Raw genomic sequence first — 21,793 nt, 5'->3', positions numbered from 1 at the left:
TTGGCATATTTCATGGTAACATCATGCCCCCAGCGATGGCGAAGAGGCTGAGCCCGTTAAAAACCATCACGCCCTGTGCGAGCGTCTCAAATTGAATAGGCAACCGGCGAAGCGCAAAACGCCCACCGATGCCGGAAAGGAAAAGCGCGGGCATGGTGCCCACACAAAAAGCCGCCATACCGGCAGCAGCTGATAGCGGGCTTGCAGTGGCTGCAACCGCCATTAAGGCAGCAGCCAGAAGGCCGCAGGGCAAAAACCCGAGTGTGATGCCAAGGGCATAACGATAAAGCGGCGTGGCGCCCTTGAAAAACGGCTTGGCAATACGCCCCACCTTGTGCCCAAAACGCGCGACACCCTTGTGCCAGAAAGGCATCACCGCCTTGGCTTTCAGGCTGGGTACAGCACTCAGGAGAAAGAGAAGCCCGGCAAGGCTCAGAAGCACAAAGGCGATGCTGCGCTGTATGGGCACCGAGAACACAAGACCTGAGAGGCTGGCGGCCATCACGCCGAGGGCCACATACGTGGTCATTCGTCCCAGATGATAAGGTATAAGCGCAAAGCCGCGCGCGCGTTGCATCATGGTGCCGCCCGTCGGCAAATGGGCGGTTTGTGCCACAACAAAAGGCCCGCACATGCCAACGCAGTGCGTGGCACTTCCCATCAACCCGCCTAAAAACAGGGTGAAAAGCAACCCGCCATGTTCCTCAAGCAGGATCTGGCAATGTGTAACAAAATATTCCAAAACGAACCTCTGCGCCGACTATGCCTAGGTTCATAAAGCAAATGGTTTGGCTTGGATTTGATATTGGTCAATATGGGATAAAAATGGCGTGGGAGTGGGTATAGATTTCCCTGGTGCTATTCCCCCATCAGGTGGCAAACCACCGTGCGCCGGTGCGGTGCCGTGCGGTGTTCAAACACATAAATGCCCTGCCATGTGCCGAAGGCCGGCGCACCATCCGTGACGGGGATGGACAAGGAAACATCTGTCAGCGCCGATTTGATATGGGCGGGCATATCATCTGGCCCTTCGTCGTCATGGATATAAAGGCCGGGTGTTTTGGGGGCAATGCGGTCGAAGGCATCACGCAGATCGACCTGTACGTTCGGGTCTGCATTTTCCTGCACTGTAAGCGACGCGCTTGTGTGGCGGATAAAGACCGTCAGCAAGCCCTCATGGATACCAGTATCCTGCACCCAGCTTTTAAGCTGACGGGTGAACTCATAAAGCCCTTCCCCATGGGTATCGACTGTCAGCCTTACAGTTGCCTGGCGCATCCCAGCCCTATCGGATCGGGACCGAGCGGACCAGTTCCTGCGTTTGCGGGCGCTCGAGGTCGATGTTCAAGAGGCCGTTTTCCATATGGGCGTCGGCCACTTCCATGCCGTCCGCCAACACAAATTTGCGCACAAACTGCCGTGCGGCGATGCCGCGGTGCAGATAGGCGCGGTCGCCGTCGTCCTCAACCTGTTTGCCGCGAATGATAAGCTGGTTGCCTTCAAGGGCGACATCAAGCCCTTCACGGTCGAATCCGGCAACCGCCAGGGTGATGCGAATCATATGGTCGCTGATATGCTCGATATTATAGGGAGGATAACCCTCGCCCGCGTTTTTTGAGACTTTGTCGAGCACGTCCTCAAGCTGGTCAAAACCAAGGAGAAACGGGCTGTTGAAAATGGACATGCGTGACATGGGTGTCTCCTTCGGGAAGCGAAACAGCGGTCACGCCCTCTTATGAGCCGCGCAAACGCCAAAAAAAGGCCGCACCAAATGGCCGCGTGCCTGTTTTTAGATTTTGGGCATGAGATGCGCTTTCTTCAAGGTCAAAACGCTTCTTATTGACGAAATTCGGGAATTATTCTGCGCTCAGACTCGCTGTTGTGACACCAGATTTGCTCTCAGACTCTGGTTTTGCGTCCGGCAAGGTGCCTTCGCTCTTCTCCGGCGGTCTGATCCAGCAATCTGTTCCGCGCGCTTTCAGCTCCTTGCAAAGCGTGCGCGCCTCGGCCAGCGTTTTAAGGGGCCCCGCGTTCAGGCGGTAATAGAAACCTTTTGGTTTGCCGTCGCGATTGCCAAAATCCACCTCAGAGCGCCGGGGCGGGATTTCAGCTAAAAGGTCTGCGTTTGCCCGAAACAAGATGGTCCAGCCGCGCATCAATGCTTTCACATTTCGGTAAGCCCCAATTTGTAGCGCCCAGCCTGTGGGCTCCACAAGCGGCGGGATTTCGGTGAGTTCATAATTGGCCACATCGGCTTTTGGCGCAGGTTCAGGCTTTGGGGCTTCGGCCATAGTGGCGGGTTTCTCAGGCTCTTTTTTGGCGATCACAGGTTTGGCGATCACAGGGCCAGCCGCAATGCGTTTGGCGGCTTCGCGGGATGGCTGGCTGTCCGCCATCATGAGGTTGCCCGCTTCCTCGCGGGTCCATGAGGGGTCTACCACACCCGCCACAAGGGCTTGCATGCGCCGGTCTGTTGGCAGACTTGAGAGGGAGCGATAGAAGGTGAAGGTCTCGTTCACGCTGGCGGGGTCGAGATCAAGGCGTGCCATCTTGAAGGCGTCCTCGTCACGGCCAGCCAGCAGGTAGGCAAGCGCCAGATTTTGCCGCGCCTGCACACCGGCGGCACCGCTTTTGGCGAGCGGCTCAAGGATGTTTACCGCAGCTTCCGGCTGGTCGGTCATGGCAAACACAAGTGCCATGTTGGACAGGCCCGCCGGGTCGACCGTGTTGCGGAAAGCACCAAGCGCTTCTTTGGTGCGACCAAGGGCCGCGAGCGTAATACCGCGCGCGGACGCAAGCTTGCTGTTGCCGGGCATGAGAGGTGCGGCCTGATCCAGTGCTGCAAGGGCAGCATCAAATTTACCAAGCGCAATGCGGGTTTTGCCAAGCTGGTACCAGCCGTTGCCGTCCAGCTCCTGCCGAGCCGCGAGCGTCTCGAGAATTTCTTCCGCTTCTGCGTGATTGCCGAGCGCGCTCAGGCTTACCGCAAGTGCGGTGACGGCGGCTGGTGCCCGGGTGGTGGTGGCCACATGGCGGTAAAGCGGGATGGCGGCTTCATGGTCACCCTTGGCCGCCAGTTCGGTTGCGATCGCGAGAAGCCCGCCCGATTGGGGCGCGCCATTTGCTGCTTGCGGGGCCGGGTTGGAAGCATATATGCCCGCGCCGGATTGCGAGCACGCAGCGCTTGCAAGGGCACCACTGCAAAGCATGGTGCAGACCATTAAGTGCCTGACGGTGTTTCTACTTGTCATGTTAGTCTCGCTTTTCAGCGTTGGTTTGCCTGATAGAATTGCCTAAATTCAGAAATGACCATATCGAAGACAGATGAAAGAAGCTTTAATTGACCCGTGGGCTTTTAAGGGTATTTTCTAATAAGTTGTCTAAAATTAAGGACATAGGCATGCAGTGGCCTTTTCTGGGACTGAGATGGGATCACGCGGTGCGGCGCTGTTGCGGCGCTGTAGTTGCCCTGTGCATGCTTGTAATGCCTGTTATTCCTGCATTTTCCCAGGATGCGGATGAGGCAGATACACCGCAAACGTCCAGCACGGATGCCAACAGCAGGACCATGCTGGAAGATGAAGTGGAAGACGCCCTTGAGTTGATCCGCGAAGGACAACCTGAGACCGGAACGGAAATGCTGCGCAGGCTTGGCGAGCTTGGAAACGCCAACGCATTTTTCCATCTCGCTGAAATAAACCGTTTGGGCGCGGGCAAAGAGGCAACTGAGCCGGTTGCCTTGATGTATTACCGGTTTGCGGCACGGCTTGGCCACACCCGCGCATCACTTAGTCTGGCTAACCTTTTATTTTTTGAAGGCAATGGCGAGGGTGACGTGAATGAGGCCATAGAGATATGGCAGCAGTATGCGTTAGAGGGTGAACCTGAAGCCATGTACCTGCTTGGCATGGTTTACTGGAACGGGGAAAACGGGATCCTGCCTGATCCTGTGCGCGCTTATGGCCTCGTGTGGCGCGCGAGCCAGCTTGAGTATGCACCTGCCGTTACGGCCGAGCCTGAGATGCAGTCCCAGCTTAGCGATGAGGCGCGGGAAACGGCCCTCGCTTACGCCGCCACCATGCGCACCAAAGGGTTTGATAACAAGCCGCTCGCGCTTGAACTGGTGACAGATGACGCCAGCGCGATCATAAAAAGCTATGAAGAATCGAAAGGTGACAAGGTCAAACCCGAAGACTGGAATACGGTCTGGCACCTGGAAGTGGGTTTCGCCATGAGCCGTGAGGAGATTGAGAGGGTGCAGGCTCGTATTATGGCGAACGAGAAAACCGATGTGCAGGACCTGTTTTCCGAAGTGGTTGAAAATGCCAATCGCCCTGGCATGTTTCGGCTGGTGTTTGGCCCGGTGGAAAGCATGCAGCGCGCGGTCAAGCACTGTGTGGCGCTGAAGCGTGCCGGGCATGACTGTTTTGCCAAACCCCCGGTGGAGGAATAGAGGCGACCTTACCGCCTCAGGTGTTAGGATCTAACGACCGCTCCGTTCTGACCGCAGACGCAACCCGCCTCATCAGATTTTTCATTAATCAGTGTTTTCACCGCCGCTTCCATCAATGACTGCTGCGTCACACCGTCCCGTGCGGCAAGCATGCGCAGCGCACGGTCGGTGACCAGATCAAGCCGCAAGGATTTCTGTTTTCGGGCTGCTACACTGGTTTGAGGTGCGGGGCTGGTCCCGTGTTCACGAAGCTGTACCGGCTTTTCGCTTGTTGCCCGAACAGGGAGCGACGGCGTATGGGTCTCTGGCGTACGGGCCTCGGTTGAACGGGGCTGTGGCGCGCTCCGGGGTACAAACATTTCCTTGACCCGGTTGGCCGGGCGCGCGTCTCCCTTACGAGCGAGCAGCGATGCACTTAAGGATGCCATTGTCATACTTTACTTCCTTTCATCCTTTCGGTCGCGTGAGCTTCAGCCTGCGTGTTGTACGCCGGGCACGTCCCGGGTGCCAAAAGCACCGCGATGAATGGGCGTTGCCTTGAAGGTGGCCTTCACAGGCAGGCGTTTCACCCTGTCGTCTACATAAGCCCATAGAGCCTCAATCTCTTCCGCCGAACGGCCGCCGCTTGCGGCTTCCATCACCGTGCGGCCATCGATCATGCTGGCGGCAAAATCCTGCCGGTTGTGGATGATGGTTGGAGCCACTGTGCCGTGCTGAGAAAGCGCAATCGCAGCCTCACCCGTCAGCCGTGCGCGTGCTGTCGCGCCGTTCACCACAAAAATAAGCGGTTTTTCCGCGCGTTCGACCAGATCCACCGTGGCGCCAGCTGCGCGCAGGTCATGGGGGCTCGGCCGTGTCGGGATGATTACAAGGTCTGCTTTCTGGATAACTGCCCGGATGGACCGGGTGATGGCAGGTGGTGTGTCGATAAACACGAGCTTGATACCGCGGTCCCGAAGTATTTGCAGGTCATGCGCAAGGGCACCTATGTTCACGCGGGCGAAAGCGGGGGTTTCGGCTTCGCGCTCATTCCACCAGTCGGAAAGGCTGCCCTGGGGGTCTGTGTCAACAAGGGCGACGGGCCCGGCGCCCGCGCGTTCTGCTGCAACGGCCAGATGGCCGGAAAGGGTGGTTTTGCCTGAACCGCCCTTTTGTGACGTAACGGCGATAATCCGCATCGTTCATCTCCAAAATTTGCCTGATCGGAGTGTGATCCTGTGACTTATTTTGGCAGAGAGATGTGAATCCAGGCTTAAGGATTAGCGCGTATTTTTCTCTAAATGGCTGATAATATTGGTTAAAATTTAGTGCAATTGCATCTATTTAGCCCAAGGAGCCTGTGCTGGTTCCGGTCACGCATGAAAGAAGAGAAAACCAATAACTGGCAGGGAGGACCGACACAAATGTTGGTGTGTCGGTCCCAATATTGTTTAGTCGGCAAGTTTTTCGATCAGTTCGATCGTGTAGTGATGCCAGGATCTGTATTGACCTGACGTGACACCGTTTTTAACAGTACCGAGAGTTTCCTGCCGGTCTTGTGAATAGAGGTATGTCACTTTCACGACCCCGGCTTCGCCCCGTTCGAGGACACCACTATGAATGGCCGCAAGCGCGATATTACTATCGCCGTCGTAGGTCTGGTCGCCGAATATTTTTTGATTTGCATCGGGCACGGCCTCCACAAACATCGGGGTGTAGGTGTTTCGCTTCATGCGCATATCGCGGAACCGGCTTGGCGCCAGACCTGCCTGGTGTTTGATAACGAGCGCCTCAATTGCCTTGTCGCGTTTTTGCAAATTCTCGGCCAAAGCTCTTTTTTCCGCAACGGCTGCGCCGTCCTTTTCAAGCTGTACCTGCCAGCGGTCGCGCGAATTACCAGCCTGTAGTTGGCCGTCCGCATCCATGACCCACGTTTCATTCAAATACATATTGAGTGTTTTGTGCTTGTTGCTGCGGGCGCGCACTCTCACAGACTGGCCGTCCTCAGCTATGGTAAACCCTGCGTCTACGGTCAGTTTGTCGTTCGGATTATCGGTCACGTACAAGGTAAAGGGAGCGATACCTGCAGCCTCGTCGCCGTCCGGAAAGGTAATCTCGACCCCAGCAGTCTTTTTATCGCGACCCATATAGATGCCGCCGTTTCGCATCATGGGTGTTTTTGCGGCCCAGGTTCCAGCGATTTGGCTACGGAAAGCAGCAATCCGGTCGGCTTGTTCCTTCTCCGCTGCGGCGATGGCGGCCTGGCGTTCGGCTTCTTGGTTTGCGAGTTTGTCTTCATACGATTTTTTGAAAATCGCTGCATCTTCCGTGTTTTCGAATGCATAGGTGCCCTGGGCGAATTGCCCGAGTGCTGTTCCCTTCACGCGGGTGATGTCGAAGCGGTCAATGTTGACAGACCAGCTGTTTCCCTGAAGGCGGGCCGATGTGATTGCGGTGCCATTCAACTCCTGACCTTTGGTGTATAATTTGCTCAGGATGGCTTTGTCGCCATAGCGCTCCACAACCGAGACAAAATCATCAGAAAACTCCAACGTGACATTGGCCCGGTTCCTGATCAGGGGCTCAACTTCGGAACCGGCATTTTCTGTTACGAGAATCTCGACATCAGCCACTTCCAGTCCACCGGGCAAGCTGAAGGCAATTGCGTTTCTAATATCTTCTTCGCCTGGTTGGTCATTGCCGCCCGAACAGGCGACCAGCGCAAGGACCAACAAGGCACTGGCGAAAGTTCTAGTGTGTTTTACCCAATGGTTCATGATTTCCCCCATCTTTGCTTCATAGATCATCAAACAACGTTGGCCACACGATGAACCAAAATTAACATGTGGCCCGATTTCCACCCTTTCAACCTGGAGGCATAGCAGGTTTCCATGCCTCGATAATCTATACGATAACACCAGATAATCTGATGGCAAGACTGAGCAATTTCTTGTGGCATGGTTGTGCTGGCAGCGGCGGAATTTTCGCGCTATTGAAAAGATGTGAGGATCAGGGGACCGGATTTGAACTATCTTTTCATACATGACGCCTTGCCAGGCCAGTTCAAGCATCTGCTGAAAGAACTGCTCGGAGAGGGCCATACCATTGTCGGCGCTAGCCGCTTGAGCACGTCGTCTAAACTGCCTTTTCGTCAGGTAATGTATGACCTGCCCACTGGTGTTGATGCCGCGAAGGCGGATCCCGGCAAAAAAGCCGTTACGCTGGGTCTTGCCTGTTACAAAGCGCTCAGGCCCCTGTGGGCTTCAGGCTTTCGGCCCGATGTGATTGTCAGCCATGCGGGGCGCGGGGCCGGATATTTCATCCGCGACCTGTTCCCCAACGCGCGTTTTGTTACCTACCTGGAATGGTATGTGCCGACCAATTCAAAAGAAGGCCTTGAGCAGGTTGAGATCGCCCGTCACAACAAGGCCCACCTGCTGAATATGGCGTTGACGCAGGAGTTTGCGCTCGCGGACGCAGCGCTTTCGCCCACCTATACCCAGCGCGCGCAGTTTCCTGCCTTGTGGCAGCCTGGCATCAACGTGCTGCATGACGGTATTGATACAGAACTGTACCAGCCCGACCCTGATGCCCGGTTTGAATTTGCTGGCCGCACTTTCACCCGCAAGGACAAGGTGGTCACCTATGCCGCGCGCGGTATGGAGCATACCCGCGGGTTTCCGGCCTTCATGAAAGCGATAGCGCTGGCGCAGAAGGCAGACCCTGCGCTTGAAGTGCTGATCGCAGCTGCTGACCGCATCTGCTATGACCCCGGTGCGAAAGGTGTTGGGCTCAAGGCCTGGGCGGAGGCGAAGGTGGACTATGATCCGGCCCGCACGCACTTCCTTGGGGTTGTGAAGGAAGTAGAGTTTGTGAAGTTGCTGCAAGTCTCCTGGCTGCATGTATACTTGAGCCAACCCTTTGTGCTTTCCTGGTCGCTATTGAATGCCATGAGCGTCGGGCTGCCGGTGCTGGCGTCTGATAACGCGCCCGTCAGGGAGGTGATCACAGACGGTGAAACCGGTTATCTGGTTCCGGAAGGTGATGTTGAAGCTGTCGCGCAGCGCATTACTGAGATTGTCGGATCACCCACGGCCCATACCAGCGTGCAAGAGGCCGCGCGGGCTCTGGTGCTGGACCGTTATGAACTCAGGAAATGTGTATCCGCCATTCGCACTTTGGTGGATGGTACAGGGGCTAAATAACTGGCTTTGAGGGTCATTTTCTATCCGGCAGGCCTATGGTATCATACTCGCATAAAAAACAAACACAGCGAGGAAATATCATGAAAACCGCAATTTTTGCGTGCCTGTTGGCTGCGCTCCCCCATGCTGCTCAAGCCCAGGTAGCTGAAGACAGCGATCTCTATAAGACCTTGAAGTCCCTTGATGACGCGATTTTTGATCGAAGCTTCAATCAGTGTGATCACTCAAAACTGATTGAGCTTATCCCCGAGGATTTTGAATTTTATCACGACACGGGTGGTTTTGAGAACTCAAAGGCGAATTTCATGGCCACCGTCGAGCAGAACATTTGCGGCAATCCGGCGGTAAAACCTATCCGGAAACTGGTGCCCGGTAGCCTGAAGGTTTACCCGCTTCGTACTGGAGCCGGTGTGCTCTATGGCGCTATTCAGGAAGGTGTGCATGAGTTTTTCCTACGCGAAGAAGACAAGCCGCTTCGTCACACCTCAAGTGCACGGTTTACCCATGTATGGGTGCTCGACAGTGAGAAATGGACGCTCAAACGTGTGCTGAGCTATGATCATCACTCGCCGGACGACAGTACCCCATAAGATATGTGTCGGACGGGTCAGGTGGTGCCTGTACCCCCATCGAGGAGCGTAGCAAAATGGTTGAGTTTTACGATAGCCTGCTGATCAATATTGCCATGCTGTACTGCGGGGTCAGTTTCATCACCCTTCTTACCTATGGGTATGACAAGTTCGCGGCTGAAAGTCGCTCTTGGCGGGTGAGCGAGAGCACATTGCTCCTGCTTGGCCTTTTGGGCGGCTGGCCCGGGGCCATTGTCGCGCAGCAGGGGTTCCGGCACAAGACGCGCAAACTATCCTTCAGGCGTCAGTTCTGGGCCACGGTTGTTGTGAATATGGGGGTGCTTTTGTGGCTTCTATCACCCTTTGGAGCGCGGTGGCTTCAAAAGGTTCTTTGATTGAATTCACGAACACTTGTGGGCGCACAAGACCGGCGGGTCTACTCCGCCGGGCTTGGGGGTACAGCTTTTGGTTTGCTGGAGGTCACTGCCACAACTACGGCGAGCGTGAGCAATTGAACAAGCACGATGATATAGCTGGCCTCGGGCTTGAGTATTGCCGCGAGACTGGATATCGCCGTGTACAGGAAGCTGAAAACCAGCCCTGCGTGGCGGTGAACAGATTTCATCAACAGATGATGCAAGTGGTCACGTTGCGGCAGGAACGGGCTTTCGCCGCGAAGCTTCCGCCTGAAGATGACCCTCAAACAATCAAACACTGGCAGGGCAAGCCATACCACGATGGTATCGGCATAAACCGTGGCGTTCGTGTCAGCGCTATACATCATGATGGCCGAAGCGCCCATGAAGAGGCCAAGCGCGTATGCGCCGCCATCGCCCATGAACAGCTTGCTGGGCAGGTTGAAATAAAGGATCACAAACAGCGTTGCGGTTACAGTGAGGAGAACTGTCGTAGCCGGGCCGGTAGCGAGATAGGCGAAGGTCAGTGACCACACGATTCCTTGAGACAGGATGCCACCATTGAAGCCGTCCATCATGTTAAGCGCGATAACGAGGCCGACAAGGCAAAGTGCGGTGAAAGCGGAACCGCCCACAAGCCCCAGATCACTTGTTTGCCCCCAGGACCAATGCAGGGAGGTAATGAGAAGCTCAGGCGACAGGACCAGCAAGACGGCAATGATGAGCCACAGCGCCACAAATCGGGAGACCCAGGAAAGTTTAAGCCGGTCGTCAATGATACCAAGCGCACCGACAAGTGACGCGCACAGGACGATAGGTATAAAGACCAGCCCACGGCCAAAGAGGGCTGCAGCGATAGCAATTGCGAGCAAACTTGCGAACAGCAGCACTGAGCCGACTTGAGGAACCGCACTGACATGCGCTTTATGCGCCTCAGCTTTTGGGTCATCCAGCAGCTTCAGGCTCACGCCAATGGCTTGCGCTTTTGTACCAGCCACAAACGCAGCAACTACCCCAAGCAGTAGAATAAGCTCATACATCACATAAAAAGTCCTGATTAGAAAATACCGGCATTATAGGGATGTTTTTCAGAACCTCTAGTCTCGTTGTGAGGATGAGTAGCTATTATGGCCGCGAAGCAGCCGAAACCTCAACGTGAGGGGGTGCTTCTTTACTGGGTGCTAAAGAAAAAGGGCCTGGGAAATATTTCCCGAGCTCTTGTGATATGTCCGCTTTGGGTCTCATTGGGCCCATTGCGGATGAAGTTGGTGCCAGGGACACGGTTTTGATCAACCTCGCAAGCATACAGTTATGGTGCTGTAAGCAGCGCGGATTTTATTATTCAGCTGATGCCTTTTTTGTAAAAGGCATCCCAATGAACTTCACCTGCGTCAAGGCTCCGTCGCCATCCAGAACAGGCTGAAGGTAATTCGAGCTTGGCAGTTCAGGATTTTCAGAATCGTGAACGTTCAGGCACCCCTCACTGGTTATACTGATCTTTGATGTATTGACCCCAAGGGTAGCCATAAAGCCATTATCCGCTTTTGCAATCTGCAGGGGGAAGAGGCCGGGTAGGGTATAATCGCCGGGAAGCTCTGCGATTGCCACATCAGAGAATGCGGAGCATGCTTTCTCCTGCTGCTTATCCTTGCTGTGATAAACGGCATAAAGTTTTTCGGACCAGTCTTCAGCGGGATTGTCGAGGAGGATGTCCAGCACCGTATACATCAGAGCGTGGCGGTACTCGATATGGTCCGCATTGATGAAGGTATACACGCCGGCATTTTTGCCGGGAATGATGGCATTGATAGCAGACATGCCATCGATACTGCCGGTGTGCATAACAATTTTTTCGCCCTTATAGTCGTATGCAAACCATGCAAGGCCATACGAGAAGTAGGAATGATCAAGTGTCGCTGCAGCAGGATAGATTGTGCTGGGGTCCATCAACATTTGCGGCGCAAACATCTCGCCCATTGCAGCTTCGGATACCAGCCGATTGTCGCCGACAGTACCGCCGTTCGCGAGGAAGCGTACCCATTTTGCCATATCTGAGGGTGTTGAATTGATCATGCCGGCAGACTGACTGTATTCAATATAAGGGTATTCAATCGGGTAGAATTTCCCGTCGATATATCGGTGTGCTTCCGCACGGTTTTTGCGCGCTTTTACATTAGCGTCCAGCAACAGCGTTTCAGTCATGCCAAGCGGGTCGAGGATGCGCTCTTTGACAAATTCATGAAATGGTTTGCCGGAAACTTTTTCAATTACCAGGCCGGAGAGTGCAAAGATGGTGTTGTTATAGTCCCACGTATGGCGAAAGCTGGTTTGCTGCGGGTTGTTTGGTAGCATTTTCCAAGCTTCGGGCAGACTTTCGCTGAGGAACACGTTGATATTGCTGAGCTGGGAGACCCCACTTCGGTGGCTCAGCACATCGCGGATGGTCATATTCTTTTCCACATAATCTTCATGCAGGTCCAGTTCGGGAACATGTTTGATCACGGGGTCGTCCCACTTAACTTTCCCTTCATCCACCAGCATGGCAAGCCCCATGGAAGCAAAAGCCTTGGTTGTCGACCCTGCCTGAAAAAGAGTGTGTTCATCCACTGGATCGTTTGTAAGGGTCGATTTGATGCCGTAGCCGCGACTAAGCAGGATTTCACCGTCCTTGACGATGGCGAGCCCAAGGCCCGGAGCGTGCCATTTTTTCATTGCTGTTGTGACAGTGGCATCAAAATCTTCGGGCAGATCGGCTGCATGTGCATTGAGGGGTGTGGTGGCAATGGCAAGAGCCAGACAGACGATTTTTTTCATGGATAGGCTTCCCTTTGAGCAGAAATTAAGTGAACGCAGCATATATGCTGATCCCGAGAAAATTTACGTTGGCGTAGCCGAATGTGCCACATAGGTTTCTCGGCGGAAACAAGGCCTTCCAATGGCGGGCCAATAAAACAGGCGTTTGATGAGACACATAGTTCCGGCAAACGGCCAACATCATTCATAGCGTAACGCCTTGATCGGATTGGTGCGGGCCACCTTCGTGGATTGTACACACACTGTTGCCCAAGCAATTGCCAGCGAGAGAGCACCAGCCCCAAGGCAGAAAAGCCATATGAACCAGGTCTCAATCCGATAGGGAAAGGTTTCCAGCCAGCGAGACATGACCCAGACAACAAGGGGCCATGCCATCAGGTTGGCTATCAGGACCGGTTTGGAGAACTGCCAGACTAGAAGGCGCACAATATCGAGCACACGGGCGCCCATCACCTTGCGAATGCCGATCTCCCTTGTGCGTCGCTCCGCCGTGAAGGCTGCAAGGCCATATAAACCAAGGCAGGCGATGATCACGGTGATGGAGGAGAAGGTTGCCAGCACCTTTGATATTGTGCTTTCCCGTTCGAACTCCGCCGTGATCGTATCCTCGACAAATTCATACTGGAACGGCACTTCCCGACTGAAGGATTTCCAGATGGTTTCCAGCCGGGAGACAACTGCCTGTGCCTCGCCGTCATATTTTACGGCGAGCGTGTTGTAGCGCGTGGGGGCTAGCAAATAGACCTCGGCCCTGATGGCCCTCTTGGGTGACTGGAAGTAAAAATCGGGTGTGATGCCGACAATCTCCAGCTCCCCGTACACCGGTCCTTCCGCATTCACGGCTGTTACAGTGGTAACACGCTGGCCGATAGCCTCTTGCGGTGCTGTGAACCCCAGCTTGTGCGCACCTGTCTTGTTCATGACGACGGACCCAACAACTCCTTCCGCTGGCATGCCGTCGGAGGTGAAGTCCCGGCTGTAGAACCGGCCTGCCAGCAAGGGAATCTTGTAGGTATCGAGATAGTCATGATCAACCGACTGGGTGCTGATCAGTACCGTCTGGTCGGATTTGGCACCGACGAGCTGGAACGGGCTCAGCCTTTCATGGATGTCAATCGGGCTATAGTCGGTATACCCGGCGGCGTGAACTCCCGGCACTTTCAGGATAGCCTCCTTGAACGCTTCCCGGCTGCCGGCGATCTTCTCGTTCCCTGTGTTGTTGAGCACCAGCACGTTGTCCTTGCTGTATCCCGGGTCCTTGTTCGTGGCAAACCAGGTTTGCATGTAAACAGTGGCTGTTGCGACGATAAGCGCCGTGGATATGGTGAACTGAAGGACCACAAGTGCATTGCGTAGCAAGCGCGAACCGCTTCCCTCGGTTGACCTGTTGGCCCGCAGTAGCTGCGCGGGCTTGAAACCAGAGACAACGAGCGCAGGGTATACCCCGGCGATCAAACCGGCCACGAGTAGCAGCCCCGCGATCAACACAAGTGTTGTGCTGTCGCTGTAAGCAAGGGCGAGGTCAAGGTTCAGTAAGCGGTTGAAGCTGGGCAGGGAAACTTCCACGAACAGGAGGCCGAACAGCAGGCCGAGGCAAGCCAGCAAAATCGTCTCACCCGCAAACTGGGTAACCAGTTGTGACCGGTTTGCGCCGAGCACCTTCCGAAGCACAACCTCGCGAGCCCGCTGGGTCGATTTGGCGGTTACAAGGTTGATGAAATTGATGCAGGCAATGAGCAGGACTGCAAAGGCAATACCCACAAGTATCTGTACGGCATCCATATCACCCGCAGGTTTCATCTCGCCGATGCCGACGGGGTTCAGGTGGATATCGGTAATGGGCTGTATGGTCTGAATATAAAAATCTGAGACCTTGGCATCAGGCCCCGATTTCAGCGAATCAAGCCCGACCACATGGGTGTTGACCAGGTCCGGCAGGCGGGTGCTGATGGTTTTAAAATCATTTGGGCTGGTCGTCTCAACATATACTTGATGTTCGCCAAGGTTTCCCCATGTGTCGTAGAGGTCTCGGGTTTGAGGGAAATCAGTCAGGTCGAATTTCGCGAGGCCGTTGATGGCGAGCGATGTATTGTCCGGTAGGTTCTTGAAAACTGCTCCGACACGGTAGTCCCTGTCGATTTCTGACAATTTGATGCGCAGCACTTGCCCGACCGGGTCGGCGGTTCCGAAATACTTTTCCGCCATTGTTTCGCTGATCGCAAGGCTGGCCTTGTCGTTCAGCGTTGCCTGCAGGTCGCCTTGAAGCACAGACATATCAAATATCTGTGCTGTTTCAGGGTCTGTCAGGTGGATGTCCTCTGCGAAGGCCTCGCCATCGCGGATGATGACAGGATGAACCGGGATGAAACGGGTGGCCCGGACTATTCTTTCGGGGAAATAGGTTTCCAGGATCTCCTTCATTGGAGTGGACGCAGAGGCAGCTTCATAAGGCGCGCGGCCGGGCAGCAGAACCGTCGTGTTTATCCGGCCGATCCGCTCTGCCTTGTCCCAAAATTTGTCGTAGGAAAGTTCATGCCGCACATAGAGCATGATAAGGATGCATGCGGCAAAACCAGTAGCGAGGCCAATGGTGTTTATTGCGCAGTATAGTTTGTTGCGGATCAGGTTTCTGATCGCGATTTTCAAGTAGTTCCTGAACATTTACTACCCTTCCCGATGGGTTTTGTGCCGGTACACTACAGGGCTTGTGAGCGGGGTGCGCGCCGCCGGCCCTGATAACCAGGTCCGGGGCGGCACATCCATGGGTTTGCGGCCAGACGGGTACGCCCGGAGCCTGATCAATATTCCAGAGTGAAGCTCATGAGGCCGCCGATGAAGGCAACCCAGGCCAAACCACACAGTGCGGTGGCAAACAGCACACTGCCAGCCTTGGCCATTCCGTGTCGGTCAGACCGGACGGTCAGCCAGGCGTTCCAGATGCCCACGCCAGCCCCGGTCAGGGGTACCAGCGCACCAGCCTGAAGGATGAAAAGCAGCGGATCGAGCGACAGGCCAAATCCGTCAAGCTGCATCTGGAGGACCGGAAGCAGTGCTATATACCAGCCAAAGAGATAGATCATGTTTCCAACCATCAGGTAGCGGGTAAGCCGGTACGCGACCAAACCCCTCCCTGTGAGGTCGAGCGGTTGACCATAAAGCCTGCGGCACCACCAACTGAGCGGCCAGGCGACAAGGGCTAGTACGATGATAGTGAGCGAACCAAAGAGCAGGAATGTATTCAGGCCTGCGTTCTCCGCCAGACGAACCTTCTGCAGCACAGAAACGGGGTTGTTGCTCTGGGTGATTGTTAGCTGACCGTCAACGGTGGAAACATAAAGGGCATGTTCGCTGTCCGGGTCACGCCAGAGGCCGGGTGCGGTTTCCCGATACTTGGTGTCTGGCTCAGACGCGAAGCTTATGGTGCCGTCCTCATTGGCGACAACCGTGGTTTGCTGCAAAGTGTACAGCATCTTGAGGAATGCTGTTTGAATGCGGCGGGAACTTCGATATTTCCCGGCAAGCGCCTGGGCGTCTGTCTTGGCGCTCCGAATGGCAAGGGGGACCGGCTCGTCGTCTTGGACCGGGAAATAACGGTCCATAAAGTCATCAAGGATGCGCTCCCGCATGCCATAGACAGCATTATCCTTGCCGCGGCTGTTGAAGCTGACAAAGAAGCCAACTCCTTCTTCCGGGATCAGGTTCATGTCGGTGTGAAACCAGATAGTATCGCCACCATGGCCGATCAGGCGTTTCCCGTTGATGGAACCGCTGAAAAAGCCATGCGCCATAGTGGTGAAGTCGGGCTGGTGCGGTGCCGAAGGCTGGTACATCAAGCGGGCGGTCTCCGCCTTCAGGATGCGCGTGTCGCCAAACCGGCCATCTTGCAGGTGGGCAATCATGAAATTGGCCATATCGTCTGCGGTGGAGCTCATACTGCCAGCTGGCGCGGATGTTACCAGTTCAAATGCCTGTGGTGGTTGGGAGGCGCCCCTGTAACCGAGCGATACACTGTCCTGAAATTGTTCAGGTAGTGGCTGCCGGAACGTCGAACGTTCCATATTGAGCGGGGCGAGAATATGCCGCTCAATATAGTCGTCGAAGGGCTCGCCAGAGAGACGTTCAACAATGTAGCCGGCGAGCGCCGTACCATAGTTTGAATAGGCGGGCACTTTCCCGACCGGGAATATCCGGGGGCGCATGTGGTCTTTCAGATATTTTTCCGTGGAGATGAATTTGGCAGGGTCTGTAATCAATATCTCTTTCAGCCCTTCCTCGAAACCGCCCCTATGGGTCATCAAATCGTTCATAGTGACCGGCCCGCCAGCTCGTTCGGGGATTGTGAAATCGAGGTAGGTGTTCACATCGGCATCAAGATCCAGCTTACCCTGTTCAACCAGTTGCATCACGGCGGTCCAGGTGAACAGTTTTGAGGTCGATCCAATACGGACAAGGGTTTGGTTCGCATTCATCGGCCGTTTGGTTGCCATGTCCGCATACCCATACCCTTTGGCGAAGAGCGGCTCGCCGTCCTTCACCACGCTGACCACTGCGCCCGCCACATCGCCCTGCTCAAGCGCACCTGACATATAGCCGTCAAGCCAGGCTTCAAGGTCGGCGGCATTAAGCGGCGAGGTGCCGGGTGATTTCACGCCGGATTTGGTGGCGGGTGTTTCCATCTGTGCTTCACGCGGCTGTGAGTCTGTCGGGGGGTCCGCCGGGTTTTCCTGTGCCAACAATGGCCAGCCAAGCCCAAAAGCCATGATTGTTATGGGTATCCAGAATCTCTTCTTCACTTCACTCTCCCTGTCGAATAGGCTTATACCTACACTGTATGTTTTTTAAAAAACCTACAGTGTATGTTTTGAAGAGTCAAGGAGCCCGAGAAGGTGCCCAAACCACAACTGAGCAAAGAAAAAATAGTCGATACCGCGATAGAAATTGCCGATGAGAAAGGACATGAATCCGTCACGCTGCGGGGCATTGCCAAACGTCTGAATGTGCATGTTACCTCGCTTTATAATCATGTACCCACCAAAGACGCTGTCTTTATTGAGATGATGAAAAAGATGATTGCTGATTCTGATATGCCGGTCGGGTCTTTCACCTGGCAGGACTGGATAAGAGGCTACGCAGAGGCTTTTCGGAGAATGGCGTTCCAGCATCCGGGCGCTTTTCAGGTGTTTCAGCGGGGTTTGGCCCAAGGCGATGAAGCTATGGAAACCATAGAGTCAGCAATCGCCGCTTTCCGAGCGGACGGATTTGATATCGAGACCACCTTCTGTGCGATGCGGGCAACCAACGTCGCCGTATTTGGTCTGGGCCTTGAGGATGTGGCACGGGAGACCGACACAATCCCTCAGCTCGACCCGGAGTTAGTGCCGGTCGAGCGGTTCCCCCAAATTCATGAGGTTATGGCCATATCTGAGCGGCCGGACACATTTCATTTTCTGGTGGAGGCCTTGATCGCAGGGATTGAAGCGACACGGTCAGGGCGCAGGTGTTGATACAGATAGGTGAACTGAATATTCACGAGCGTTTAAATATACTCTATAATGCGGCATCGATAGCAGCGCAGCAGAAATTAAAGCCGCTTTTGATCACCTTCTGCAGCAACACCTTTTGACCTGCCAACAACAGTGATTGTGCTATTTGGCCAAAGAGTAGCCTAATCTGGAATGCAGGAAGAGGTATTATTACTGTCCCTTTTGTGGTCCCACAAAGAAAAAGGGCCTGGGAAATATTTCCCGAGCCCTTGAAATTCTTGGTGGAGCCGAACGGGATCGAACCGTCGACCTCTACACTGCCAGTATATACAGATCTAAAGATGTGATTAGATGGAGTGAGATGTTAATCGGTAATATAAGATTAAAATATTGGTATTCAAGTGATTTTATGAATGACTATGGTGCTCTGATAATACCGATTAACACCTATCAACTTGGGTCGTATTCAAAAACTTATCCAAAATGGTCTCAAATTTTTGTAATAAAAATAGCCAGCATTGCAGCGAAAACGACACCTATCCCCGGCGTGTTTCAGAGCCATTTTCATCGGTAATCAGAGGTCGATTTCACAGATTTTGAAGTACGCACCGGAGAGTTCGCTGAACCTTTTCGCTGCCGCCTGCAGCTCTTTCGGGGACATCGAATAGTGGGCGGCAAAAGCTATTTGATGCGGGATTGGAACTTCGCCGAAAAAGCCCCAAACTTGCCCCGTAAACTTGTTCACTTCGCCAATCTCGCGAATGCACTCGGCAAGCAGGTCGGCATCAATATGCTCTCGATATGGCGCATTGACCGTCGAAAGTATTGTGTAAAATGGGTACCTGACAGTGTCCATTTTGTTGACCCCTTTAGACATGGGAACACGTTGTCCCCACCTTCAGGTTTCTAGGCGAACCCTTGGACGGTTCGAGCCGTCCGCAGTACCATAAACCAAAACCCAAACATGACGGAGGCGACAATGCCAACATTTTGCATGTTTTCCTGCATGCCAACTAGGGATGTAAAAAATGGTGCCATGTCATATATAGGATAGAGCATCACCACTATCCCAGGCAGGTAGGGCCAACGAACGTCTCTCGCAGGAATGATGATGCCGCAATAGAAGATTGCAAACCCCATTAACCAACCGATTCCTGGGAAGTTGAGAAACGCCAAGCTTTCATGTTGGCCTATACTGCTATAGGTAGTGCCCCCCATGACCAAATAGAAAAGGAAAAACGGTACGACGCCTTTGGCATCTGCCTTCGCTTTCTTTCTCTGTCTGGCAGCTGCGGGGTTGGTCTGTTCTAGAACCGCATCCTCTACCGCTTCCTGAACTAGCTTTTCAGTGTTTGCATGCTGTTCCGCTTCCCAATGGCGCCGCCTGGTGTTTTCAACGGCCTGTTCAGCAGCCAAGCCAACTGCAGTTTTCCTAATCATCCTACGTCTCCTCGCCTCTATTTGTTACTTATAGTATGCAATTCGAGGCGCACTTCAATGCTTAATGTGACTCATAGTCTGTAGACCAATAATCTACGATGGCCGAACAGTGGCTGCATGGATATCAAGCAGCAAATCGGCGTCAACATTGCGAGAATCCGGCGGGAGCAGAACATCTCGCAGGAGGAGTTGGCTTTTCGGTCAGGGCTGCACCGCACCTATATTTCAGGTGTTGAAAGGGGCGTTCGGAACCCCACGATCACCGTGCTCAGTGAAATTGCTGCTGCGTTGAAGGTGTCGCTATCTGATCTGGTCCAAGCATAGATTCAGAAGCCAAATACGATTGGCTCGCTGAAATCCGCTTCGGCTAGTGAGCTGGCGCGTCATTTGAATTGATAGATGCGGACAGTTTCAGCCTTTCTGTGTAAAGGCTTCTGCCGGTATGTGTCGCGTCACGCCCTGATATTTCGGCGCATCGGGGTTTATCAATCCGAGTGTATCCAGAATGCGCCAGGCAGTTGAAAGGTTGATCTTGCCGGACCCTTTCTCAAATTCGATGATTGATGTATGGGAGCAGCCGACCAGCAAGGCCAGTTTTTTAATGCTGATCTTCTCATAGCGGCGTTTGCTTTTCGCATATTGTCCCAGGGCTTTGAGGTTGGGGAGCTTTTCGAAATTCACCGGTTCTTTGGTGGTTGATTCAGCCATAAAGGATCTCCCACTTTTCTTCGATTGTTGCAGTGAATTGATATTGTAGCTCATCGTTCAAAGGGGCTTCGCTCTTGAGGCATTCTTTTAGAGTAGTTTTGCGCTTCTTGATGTCGGTGAACACAGCTTCGACTGTTCGCTGATTCAAGCCCAGTTTGTGGCCAACTTCTGTAAGGATCGCCCGGTCATACTCCTGCCACTGCAAACGCTTGCCGTTGAGTTCCAGGCCGAAGACAGTGCTGTAGCCCCTTCCGCCATAAATGTAGCTGTTGAGCACGTCATAGATGGGTGATAGGCGTAGCCCGGTAGGCGTCTCCAGAAGGCTCCAATTTTTAAGGTGGCAATCGGTATTCCCAAGAATTGCAAAGGCCACAATTCTGCGAAACAAGGTATAGGCATCCAGTTTCGGCGCGGCTGAATATTTCAGCGCCTCAGAGAGAGCATCATAGTCTACCCGGTATTTGTTTTTGCGGTCTCGCCCAGGAGCGACCGCAAGGACTTGCGCGAAGTCTTCGCATCGGAGTTTGTTTTCCTCACCGTCAATATATTCGCGGTCGAACCTTTCAACGATTAGGCCCAGTTTGTCGATGTTTTGTACGAAACCACGTTGGCAAGAAACAACCTGATCGTCAGGCAATAGTGCCTTGGTCAGAAGCAAGGAGGCTTCCTCGTTCTGAACCAGATCGCCGAGATCGTCCCGGGCAAATTTGGCGATATAGGGGGCTGGCCCCTGGTGGGCGGCGGGCGTGAAGCGATTTCCCTCTTTTACACACAGAAGCTTGGCCTGCACGCCGGAGATCGTACGCCGGCTTTCGGCGATGGCTTGTGTTTCGACATCTGCTCCCACGGCCAGGTCTATTTTGGGGCGTTCGCCACTGGCTGGAGCAATGCCAACAGCGCCGATGCAGTCTTGCCCGAATGCCAGCAATAGGCCGAAGTCGTCTTCATCTTCTGTATCAGCGATCGCTTCCTGGCGGGCGCGTAACCATCCTTCAGGGGCAAGGTTACTGAAAAATGGATGCACACCGGCGCGGTAAGTGTGGCGGTCCGTCGTACGTGGCAGAGAGCAGCCAATTTCAGGTGCGTCAGCATCATAAGTGAATGCGGTGCCACCCTCCGGAACTTCCTCAAGACGTCCGACTTTCTGACCCTTGAAGGTTACGATGGCTTGTCTGAGAGCTTCCATGGTATCGATTTCCATACCTTACGCATATCAAGGCATCATTATGGTATCCTTTTCGGTACCCTTCAAGAATAAAGTACCGATTTCAATACCTCTCGTGGATATAAAATAGAACGGGTACCGATTTTGGTACCAATAAGGCGGCTATGTCTACTGTTCCGATGAGCGAGGTCAAGTGAATTAAGCACAAAAATTCTGGACACTACCAGGCTGGCCAGTTGGCGAAATGATTTACCCTTCTCCCTTAGATAACTATTGAGCACAGGAGAATTGCGAAGAGGCCAAATAGATGCTTCCGTAACAGGTGTCACCATCTCTAATATACTGAAAATTAGGCATTTTTGGGTATACAAAACCGGCCAGAGAAGTGGCCAAAATATAAGAAAATGAATGCCAGGTTGGCGACGCGGCTACGCGGCGTCAGCCGTCTCGACCAACGCAGTTAAATCTGTCAAGGGCGGAGCAAAATTAGGCCATAGGGCGGCGTAAAAGTGAGCCAGTATGGATATGGTTGATATGATAGCCGGGGGCATGCCCCCGGCT

General features: G+C 53.9%; 22 protein-coding genes. 6 read left to right on the top strand and 16 right to left on the bottom strand.

Annotation, left to right across the window (positions count from 1 at the left end):
- Window positions 1–10 precede the first annotated feature (10 nt).
- The 4 genes from ACOOGA_RS09145 to ACOOGA_RS09130 form a co-directional block, all read right to left on the bottom strand.
- The gene (locus ACOOGA_RS09145) at window positions 11–742 is read right to left on the bottom strand and encodes a sulfite exporter TauE/SafE family protein (RefSeq protein WP_417462692.1); all 732 of its coding nucleotides are present in this window, start codon (window positions 740–742) and stop codon (window positions 11–13) included.
- Window positions 743–858: 116 nt separating this feature from the next.
- Window positions 859–1,278, bottom strand: a complete 420-nt coding sequence (locus ACOOGA_RS09140) for a secondary thiamine-phosphate synthase enzyme YjbQ (protein ID WP_417462693.1) — start codon at window positions 1,276–1,278, stop codon at window positions 859–861.
- Window positions 1,279–1,285: 7 nt separating this feature from the next.
- On the bottom strand, window positions 1,286–1,693 hold the full coding sequence (locus ACOOGA_RS09135; RefSeq protein ID WP_417462694.1) for an Hsp20 family protein: 408 nt from the start codon (window positions 1,691–1,693) through the stop codon (window positions 1,286–1,288).
- A 163-nt stretch (window positions 1,694–1,856) separates the two neighbouring features.
- Entirely contained in the window at window positions 1,857–3,251 is a 1,395-nt protein-coding gene (locus ACOOGA_RS09130; protein WP_417462695.1) for a tetratricopeptide repeat protein, read from the bottom strand.
- Between the two features lie 149 nt (window positions 3,252–3,400).
- On the opposite strand from ACOOGA_RS09130, the gene ACOOGA_RS09125 reads away from it, so the two are divergent.
- Window positions 3,401–4,453 carry a tetratricopeptide repeat protein gene (locus ACOOGA_RS09125; RefSeq protein ID WP_417462696.1) on the top strand — a complete coding sequence of 351 codons (1,053 nt, stop codon included), beginning with the start codon at window positions 3,401–3,403 and terminating at the stop codon, window positions 4,451–4,453.
- A gap of 23 nt (window positions 4,454–4,476) precedes the next feature.
- Here the strand turns inward: ACOOGA_RS09125 and ACOOGA_RS09120 are convergent, their stop codons facing one another.
- The 3 genes from ACOOGA_RS09120 to ACOOGA_RS09110 form a co-directional block, all read right to left on the bottom strand.
- On the bottom strand, window positions 4,477–4,887 hold the full coding sequence (locus ACOOGA_RS09120; RefSeq protein WP_417462697.1) for a hypothetical protein: 411 nt from the start codon (window positions 4,885–4,887) through the stop codon (window positions 4,477–4,479).
- Window positions 4,888–4,923: 36 nt separating this feature from the next.
- Window positions 4,924–5,631 (bottom strand): AAA family ATPase, encoded by a 708-nt coding sequence (locus ACOOGA_RS09115; RefSeq protein WP_417462698.1) that lies wholly within the window; start codon window positions 5,629–5,631, stop codon window positions 4,924–4,926.
- Window positions 5,632–5,883: 252 nt separating this feature from the next.
- Complete coding sequence (locus ACOOGA_RS09110) at window positions 5,884–7,533, bottom strand: LCCL domain-containing protein (RefSeq protein WP_420430581.1); 1,650 nt, start codon at window positions 7,531–7,533, stop codon at window positions 5,884–5,886.
- A 57-nt stretch (window positions 7,534–7,590) separates the two neighbouring features.
- On the opposite strand from ACOOGA_RS09110, the gene ACOOGA_RS09105 reads away from it, so the two are divergent.
- From ACOOGA_RS09105 to ACOOGA_RS09095, 3 genes are all read left to right on the top strand, one after another.
- Entirely contained in the window at window positions 7,591–8,637 is a 1,047-nt protein-coding gene (locus ACOOGA_RS09105; RefSeq protein ID WP_420430579.1) for a glycosyltransferase, read from the top strand.
- An 80-nt stretch (window positions 8,638–8,717) separates the two neighbouring features.
- A complete protein-coding gene (locus ACOOGA_RS09100) occupies window positions 8,718–9,227 on the top strand; it encodes a nuclear transport factor 2 family protein (protein ID WP_417462701.1) in 510 nt (169 codons plus the stop codon).
- 5 nt (window positions 9,228–9,232) lie between these two features.
- Window positions 9,233–9,601, top strand: a complete 369-nt coding sequence (locus ACOOGA_RS09095) for a DUF1294 domain-containing protein (protein ID WP_420430577.1) — start codon at window positions 9,233–9,235, stop codon at window positions 9,599–9,601.
- A gap of 41 nt (window positions 9,602–9,642) precedes the next feature.
- Here ACOOGA_RS09095 and ACOOGA_RS09090 read toward each other — a convergent pair whose 3' ends face one another.
- From ACOOGA_RS09090 to ACOOGA_RS09075, 4 genes are all read right to left on the bottom strand, one after another.
- Window positions 9,643–10,662 (bottom strand): glycosyltransferase family 4 protein, encoded by a 1,020-nt coding sequence (locus ACOOGA_RS09090; RefSeq protein ID WP_417462703.1) that lies wholly within the window; start codon window positions 10,660–10,662, stop codon window positions 9,643–9,645.
- A gap of 298 nt (window positions 10,663–10,960) precedes the next feature.
- Entirely contained in the window at window positions 10,961–12,436 is a 1,476-nt protein-coding gene (locus ACOOGA_RS09085; RefSeq protein WP_417462704.1) for a serine hydrolase domain-containing protein, read from the bottom strand.
- A 180-nt stretch (window positions 12,437–12,616) separates the two neighbouring features.
- Window positions 12,617–15,097, bottom strand: a complete 2,481-nt coding sequence (locus ACOOGA_RS09080) for an ABC transporter permease (protein ID WP_417462705.1) — start codon at window positions 15,095–15,097, stop codon at window positions 12,617–12,619.
- A gap of 137 nt (window positions 15,098–15,234) precedes the next feature.
- Window positions 15,235–17,229: a serine hydrolase gene (locus ACOOGA_RS09075; protein WP_417462706.1), complete on the bottom strand. Its 1,995-nt coding sequence runs from the start codon at window positions 17,227–17,229 to the stop codon at window positions 15,235–15,237.
- A 93-nt stretch (window positions 17,230–17,322) separates the two neighbouring features.
- On the opposite strand from ACOOGA_RS09075, the gene ACOOGA_RS09070 reads away from it, so the two are divergent.
- A complete protein-coding gene (locus ACOOGA_RS09070) occupies window positions 17,323–17,940 on the top strand; it encodes a TetR/AcrR family transcriptional regulator C-terminal domain-containing protein (protein ID WP_417462707.1) in 618 nt (205 codons plus the stop codon).
- Window positions 17,941–17,983: 43 nt separating this feature from the next.
- Here ACOOGA_RS09070 and ACOOGA_RS09065 read toward each other — a convergent pair whose 3' ends face one another.
- The 3 genes from ACOOGA_RS09065 to ACOOGA_RS09055 all read right to left on the bottom strand — a co-directional run bounded on the left by ACOOGA_RS09065 (window position 17,984) and on the right by ACOOGA_RS09055 (window position 19,359).
- Window positions 17,984–18,067, bottom strand: coding sequence for a hypothetical protein (locus tag ACOOGA_RS09065; protein ID WP_420430655.1), 84 nt, complete (start codon window positions 18,065–18,067; stop codon window positions 17,984–17,986).
- A 426-nt stretch (window positions 18,068–18,493) separates the two neighbouring features.
- Window positions 18,494–18,775 (bottom strand): hypothetical protein, encoded by a 282-nt coding sequence (locus ACOOGA_RS09060; protein ID WP_420430575.1) that lies wholly within the window; start codon window positions 18,773–18,775, stop codon window positions 18,494–18,496.
- 50 nt (window positions 18,776–18,825) lie between these two features.
- Window positions 18,826–19,359: a hypothetical protein gene (locus ACOOGA_RS09055; RefSeq protein ID WP_420430573.1), complete on the bottom strand. Its 534-nt coding sequence runs from the start codon at window positions 19,357–19,359 to the stop codon at window positions 18,826–18,828.
- Window positions 19,360–19,476: 117 nt separating this feature from the next.
- Here ACOOGA_RS09055 and ACOOGA_RS09050 point away from each other — a divergent pair, with 117 nt between their 5' ends.
- Window positions 19,477–19,683 carry a helix-turn-helix domain-containing protein gene (locus ACOOGA_RS09050; protein WP_420430571.1) on the top strand — a complete coding sequence of 69 codons (207 nt, stop codon included), beginning with the start codon at window positions 19,477–19,479 and terminating at the stop codon, window positions 19,681–19,683.
- Window positions 19,684–19,770: 87 nt separating this feature from the next.
- Here ACOOGA_RS09050 and ACOOGA_RS09045 read toward each other — a convergent pair whose 3' ends face one another.
- Window positions 19,771–20,067: a helix-turn-helix domain-containing protein gene (locus tag ACOOGA_RS09045; RefSeq protein ID WP_420430569.1), complete on the bottom strand. Its 297-nt coding sequence runs from the start codon at window positions 20,065–20,067 to the stop codon at window positions 19,771–19,773.
- Window positions 20,060–21,268 (bottom strand): type II toxin-antitoxin system HipA family toxin, encoded by a 1,209-nt coding sequence (locus tag ACOOGA_RS09040; RefSeq protein WP_420430567.1) that lies wholly within the window; start codon window positions 21,266–21,268, stop codon window positions 20,060–20,062. The genes ACOOGA_RS09045 and ACOOGA_RS09040 overlap by 8 nt, the downstream gene beginning before the upstream one ends.
- Window positions 21,269–21,793: the final 525 nt, after the last annotated feature.

Source organism: Kordiimonas sp. (assembly GCF_965216265.1).
Taxonomy (GTDB): domain Bacteria; phylum Pseudomonadota; class Alphaproteobacteria; order Sphingomonadales; family Kordiimonadaceae; genus Kordiimonas.
This window is presented reverse-complemented; position numbering and strand designations above follow the sequence as displayed.